This is a genomic window from Mycobacterium sp. (assembly GCF_036488105.1).
Taxonomy (GTDB): domain Bacteria; phylum Actinomycetota; class Actinomycetes; order Mycobacteriales; family Mycobacteriaceae; genus Mycobacterium.
Genome location: NZ_DASXHW010000207.1, coordinates 1 through 6,313 on the forward strand (window position 1 = coordinate 1; position 6,313 = coordinate 6,313).

The 6,313-nt window shown below is 51.7% G+C and carries 2 protein-coding genes and 1 pseudogene; all 3 read left to right on the forward strand.

The window, feature by feature from the left end; all coding sequences use genetic code 11:
- The first annotated feature begins 504 nt into the window (after positions 1–504).
- The 3 genes and pseudogenes from VGH54_RS11325 to VGH54_RS11330 all read left to right on the forward strand — a co-directional run bounded on the left by VGH54_RS11325 (position 505) and on the right by VGH54_RS11330 (position 6,202).
- Positions 505–2,055: a Ty1/Copia family ribonuclease HI gene (locus VGH54_RS11325; RefSeq protein WP_331512080.1), complete on the forward strand. Its 1,551-nt coding sequence runs from the start codon at positions 505–507 to the stop codon at positions 2,053–2,055.
- 727 nt (positions 2,056–2,782) lie between these two features.
- Positions 2,783–4,555, forward strand: a pseudogene (locus VGH54_RS30040) (hypothetical protein); the annotation flags it as partial.
- 1,044 nt (positions 4,556–5,599) lie between these two features.
- Positions 5,600–6,202: a reverse transcriptase domain-containing protein gene (locus VGH54_RS11330; protein ID WP_331512081.1), complete on the forward strand. Its 603-nt coding sequence runs from the start codon at positions 5,600–5,602 to the stop codon at positions 6,200–6,202.
- Positions 6,203–6,313: the final 111 nt, after the last annotated feature.

The following is a 6,313-nucleotide window of genomic DNA, read 5'->3' on the forward strand; positions in this document are numbered from 1 at the left end:
CCTGACTTAGACGATTCTAGCGATCATGACTTTGTTCCTCCTCCTTCTACACCTGTTCCCTCTTCTTCATCTTCGTCTCCGTCGCCTGAGCCTCATTCTGACTTCCCTCCATCGCCTTCTGCTTCTGAGCCATCTTCTGATTCTCGCTCTTGTTCTAATTCTCCTGCTGAGTCTTCTCCTGAACCTAAGCTTGAGCCTGCTGCGTCTCCTGTGCCTCCCTCTGATGCTAGAGACTCTAGGACTCCTCCTGCGCATGGTGCACCATATACAACGCGTTCTGGGCGCTCTGTTCGTCCTGCTGGCGAATGGTGGAAAGTTAACCATCCATATCAGCATGCTAGAGAACTGCGACGTGCCCATCGCAGTGGGAGGTCTCCTGAGTCCGCTTCTGAAGCTGCTATCGCTCTAGAGGATGCTAATGCTGTCCGTGCACTCTCTGACTCGGAATTAATCGAGTATGCTTTCCTAACTTCGAGTGCTGAGCCTCGTTCGTACCAGGAAGCGATGACAAGAGATGATGCTGGACTTTGGCACAATGCTTCTCAAGAGGAATATGATGCGCTTCACCAGCATGGTGTCTGGGAACTATGTGAGCTGCCTCCTGGTCGTAAAGCTGTCGGTTGTCGCTGGGTCTATCGCATTAAGACCAACTCTGATGGCACAGTAGAGCGATATAAGGCTCGTCTAGTTGCCAAGGGATTCTCTCAGAAGCCCCACTTGGACTACACTGAGACCTTTGCTCCTGTTGCCAAGTTTGCGTCTCTGCGAACTGTGCTTGCTCTGGCTGCTGCTGAGGACATGGAGGTCCATACTATGGATGTCTCCTCTGCGTTCCTAAATGGCGATTTAGACGAAGAGATCTATATGGCTCAGCCGGAAGGCTTTGCAGCCTCAGGTCAAGAACACCTTGTGTGTCGTCTTAAGAAATCGCTTTATGGATTGAAGCAGAGTCCTAGGCAGTGGTACCAGAAGCTGCACTCCACCTTTGTTGCGCTTGGCTTCTCTCGCTGCGCTTCTGATCACTGTGTCTGGGTGTGGGCTAAAGACGGCTTTAAGGTCATCATTCCCGCTTATGTGGATGATTTGACGATTGCCTGTAACCACACACCGACGCTGAAGCGCATTAAGGCAGAGTTGCACAAGAAGTACAAGATGCACGATTTAGGTGCTATCAAGTACATTCTGGGGATCGAGATTATCAGAGACCGTGCAAATCGGACAATGTATCTCTCCCAGCGCAAGCATGTTGGTGATGTTCTAGCCCGCTTCAATATGACTGATGCTCGACCTGTCTCGACTCCTCTTGCCAAGTCTGCGCCTCTAACTAAGGAAGACTGCCCTCAATCGCCTGAGGACTTGGAGTACATGAAATCTGTCCCTTATCTCTCAGCTGTAGGAAGTCTGATGTACCTTGCTGTTGGTACTCGTCCAGACATTGCCTTTGCAGTGGGAGCTCTAAGTCGCTTCAATGCGAATCCAGGACGAGCTCATTGGAAACAAGTACAGCATGTCTTCAAGTACCTGGCTGCGACGAAGGACCTTATGCTATGCTATGGTCCTGGGCAAGATAGCACATGTCTCCAGATTTACTCTGATGCGGACTATGCTGGAGATGTAGACTCTGCGCGCTCCACTAGTGGCCATACTGTGTTCATTGGCAAGTGCCTGGTGAACTGGAGCTCGAAGCGGCAGCCTGTGGTAGCTAAGTCTACAACTGAAGCAGAGTACATTGCTGCGAACGAGGCTGGTTCTGATGGTGTCTGGTTTCGGAACTTTGTGTCTGAACTCGGATACCCTCCTTCTGCTCCTACTGCGCTCTGGCTGGACAATCAGTCTGCTATTCGCGTTGGGAAGAACCCAGAACATCACAGTCGTATGCGCCACTTGCTGCCTAAGTATCACTGGCTTCGGGAACAGGTTGAAGACAAAGTGTTTTCACTTGACTATGTTCAAACATCATCGATGAGAGCTGATGGACTTACGAAACCTCTTGACACTGTTGCCCATCAGAGAGTATGCTCGCTTTTAGGGCTTATCTCTCAACCGGCTTCGTAAGGTGGGAGTGTTGAAGCCACAGCTCTATTCTATTATATTTCGCTTTCAGTGTTTATAGTTGTGTATATGGAGTCGGTTTAGACTTAGCTCTTGCATCCACAAGTCCTAAGTCTGCCTACTCCAGGTTAGTTAGATTCTACAATATAGCTCTTGCATCCACAAGTCCTAAGTCTGCCTACTCCAGACTGTGCGCTTCAGTGTCTGTTAGACCATAGGATTCCCTCTTTCCCAACTTCCACTGCAACAGGTTATGGGCCCATCGCCCCTGGCTTAATCCTATCGTCTTCTAACTTCGCACAGGTGCTCTATCTGCCTGGACGCCCCCTCTGCTGAAATCTCAGCTCGTTTCGTCCAGCAGTTGCTGAGATATTTGACCTTCATCTAATTGTGGTTGACCACAACACTTTGCTCTACCTCGCCAACCACTCATCCAATCCTCTTCAAACTTCTACACCACCCTCGTGGTTACGTTGCGACCCCACGTCTTGAATTTCAGCCAGATCCGTGGACTCGTTCCTTCGCTGTCACCCCAGCCCTCCAATTAGCCTGAGTTGAGAATTTGCGCAAACTTTGCCCATTTCTCCTCCGCCCCTGGACGGATTTCTTCGCTGTTAATACCCAAACGTCTGCGCACTATCATCTACTCTGTCGCTGAATTTCCGTACTTTTCGCTCAGCCACTCAACCACATCATCCATTTTTTCGTCACCATGTCCACCAATGTCCCCATGCTAACCACAGCGAACTATTCGCTCTGGGCCCCCGCTCTCGAGGACTATCTTCGAGCCAAAGGCATTTGGTACTGGATACATGCTGATACTCCAGAAAAGGCGGTCGATCCCAAGGGCTGGAGGAAGTCCCTTGAGTCTAGGGACCAGGCTGTTGGAGAAATCCGACGCCACATTGCCCCAGAGCTCAGGAGCGTTGCCCTGATCTCTCCAGACCCAGAGACGATCCTGGACGCCATCAAGGTCGCGTATGGGGCCTCTAGCTTCGCCACAAGGCACAATGCGCTCCAAGCGCTCCTAGCTGTGCGCCAGGAGTCCTCAGAGTCAGTCCCAGCCTTCATAGCTCGAGCTAGAGAGGCCCTGCGCTTTCTCCAATCAACTAGGCCCCCTTCTGCGCCTGTCCCAACATCTGTGCTGGGTGCTGGGTCCTTCTATTCGCTTGAGGACGCTGATCGCGAACTGCTGATCTCTGTCCTCCTCCATGGCACTCGCTATAGCGCCCTAACCACATCCCTCCTTGCTCAGTCTGAATTGACAGTGCAGCAGGTCGAGGACGCCCTCAAAAACGAAGAGGCACATCGTGTAGGTGCTGCTGCAGCTGCTGCGGTTGCTGTGGCCACTGCAGCGCCCTCTTCTGACTCCCAAACAGCCGCTCCAGCGTCGGGTCTTATTTGCGCCTTCTGTGGCAAGAATGGACACACTGTTGAGCGCTGCTTCAAGTTTGCAGAGTCCAGCAAGAAGGCAAAGGAGGAAGTCCAGCAGTCGTCCTCACATTCGAAAAATCGGCGTTCTAATCGCAAGGACAAGGCCAATGCCACTCAGGACGCCCAAACGCCTACAGAGTCTGCAGGAGCGGCAAGTATTCGATCTTCCACCTCTCCCAGCGCCCTCCCTGACGCCTGGAACGCAGACACAGGGGCCACTTCTCATATGACACCTCGTCGAGAGTGGTTCAAGTCCTACACACCTTGTAGTGTCCCAATTCGCGTTGCCAATGGCCAGGTTGTGTATGCTGCAGGGAGAGGCACTGTAGAGTTCGCTCCAGTGAAGGATAATCGTAATTTGCGCTCTGTACTCTTCTCTAACGTCTTACATGTTCCTGCGCTCAATCAAAACCTCCTGTCTGTCTTAACTCTCACTTGCGACCATGGATTCGATGTCCAGATCCATTTGCGCACCATGGAGTTCATCAAGGACTCCATTCCTCGCTTCTACGCTTCAGTGGGAGCTGACAGAGTCGCATTGTTGAGTGGGAGGTCTGTAATCGCTTCAGCCAGCGCCGTTTCGGCTGGGCATTCTGACTATAAGCTCTGGCACCAACGACTTGGCCATATCAGCCTTGGTCGTCTGAAATCCTTGGTTGAGAACGACTTGGTAACTAACCTATCGCTCCCAAGCGTCCCCAGTTCGACTCCAGTCTGCCCCTCTTGCTTGGAGGGCAAGCAAACTCGAGACCCCTTTCCCCAAACTGCCTCTCGTCGTTCTGTGCCCTTAGAACTCGTCCATTCCGATCTCCATGGCCCTCTCCCTGCGACTGCTAATGGATTCAAGTACTGGATCTCTTTTACAGACGATGCCTCTCGCTTTCGTCGCTGCTGGCTCCTGCACAAGAAGAGCGAAGCCTTTGACGCTTTCAAGCATTATAAGGCTTGGGCTGAAAAGCAAACTGGCAAATCGCTCAAATCGCTTAGAGACGACAAGGGTGGCGAGTATATGTCAAATGAGTGGGAGAACTTCATGCTAGAGCATGGCATCGAGCGTCAGCATACTGCTAGAGCGACTCCCCAACAGAATGGTGTCGCTGAGCGCACTAATCGCATCTTAGACGAAGGTGTGACCTCCTTGCTGTCTGACTCGCATTTCCCAGCTCGCTTTTGGGGAGAAGCTCTGTCCTGTTACCTCCACACCCTCAACCTCTCCCCATCCGCTTCTGTAGCCGGAACGACGCCATTTGAGGCCTTCTATCATCGGAAACCCTCAGTGTCCCACCTTCGCGTTTTCGGCTGTCGGGCATATGCCCATGTGCAGAAGGACAAGCGACGCTCCTTCGAGCCCAAGTCGCGAAAATGCATCTTCCTTGGCTATCCACTCGATTATAAGGGGTGGAAATGCTGGGATCCTTTGACGAATGAGGTGTTTATATCGCGTGATGTGCGATTTGTAGAGACGGAAATGCCTGGTGCGGAACTCAGGCTCCCTGGCCCTCGTTATGAGCCGCTGTCTGGCTCAGTGGGAGATGTAGCTGGCAATTTGCCGGCGCCCACTTCTACACCTGCTGTGCCATCTGTTGAGCCTTCCAGCACTCACTCTGACGACGATGACTCGGATTCTGGCTCTGAGCCTGACTTAGACGATTCTAACGATGTTCCTCTGTCTACATCACCTGTTCCCTCTTCTCCTTCGCCTGAGCCTCATTCTGACTTCCCTCCATCGCCTTCTGCTTCTGATTCTGAATCTCGCTCTCGTTCTAATTCTCCTGCTGAGTCTTCTCCTGAACCTAAGCTTGAGCCTGCTTTGTCTCCTGCGCCTCCCTCTGATGCTAGAGACTCTAGGACTCCTCCTGTGCATGGTGCACCATATACGACGCGTTCTGGGCGCTCTGTTCGTCCTGCTGGTGAATGGTGGAAAGTTAACCACCCATACCAACATGCTAGAGAATTGCGACGTGCCCAGCGCAGTGGGAGGTCTCCTGAGTCCGCTTCTGAAGCTGCCATCGCTCTAGAGGATGCTAATGCTGTTCGTGCACTCTCTGACTCGGAATTAATCGAGTATGCTTTCCTAACATCGAGCTCTGAGCCTCGTTCGTACAAGGAAGCGATGACTAGAGATGATGCTGGACTTTGGCACAATGCGTCTCAAGAGGAATATGATGCGCTTCATGAGCATGGTGTCTGGGAACTGTGTGAGCTGCCCCCTGGTCGTAAGGCTGTCGGTTGTCGCTGGGTCTATCGCATTAAGACCAACTCTGATGGCTCAGTAGAGCGATACAAGGCTCGTCTAGTCGCAAAGGGTTTCGCACAGAAGCCTCACTTGGACTACACTGAGACCTTTGCTCCTGTTGCCAAGTTTGCGTCTCTGCGAACTGTGCTTGCTCTGGCTGCTGCTGAGGACATGGAGGTCCATACTATGGATGTCTCCTCTGCGTTCCTAAATGGTGATTTAGACGAAGAGATCTATATGGCTCAGCCGGAAGGCTTTGCAGCCTCAGGTCAAGAACACCTTGTGTGTCGTCTTAAGAAATCGCTTTATGGATTGAAGCAGAGTCCTAGGCAGTGGTACCAAAAGCTGCACTCCACCTTTGTTGCACTGGGCTTCTCTCGCTGCGCTTCTGATCATTGTGTTGTTAAAGGATGTGTTCCATGGCACTCTATCTTCGTTTTTTCTTTCTTTATATTCCTAACCACATCGTCCTATTCCTGACCACATCGTCCTATTCCTAACCACATCGTCCTCGTCCTAACCACATAGTACTTGTTCCTCTGTGTCGCTTCTTCTCTCTTTTGTCTGCTACATGTATATAAGTACCCCAGT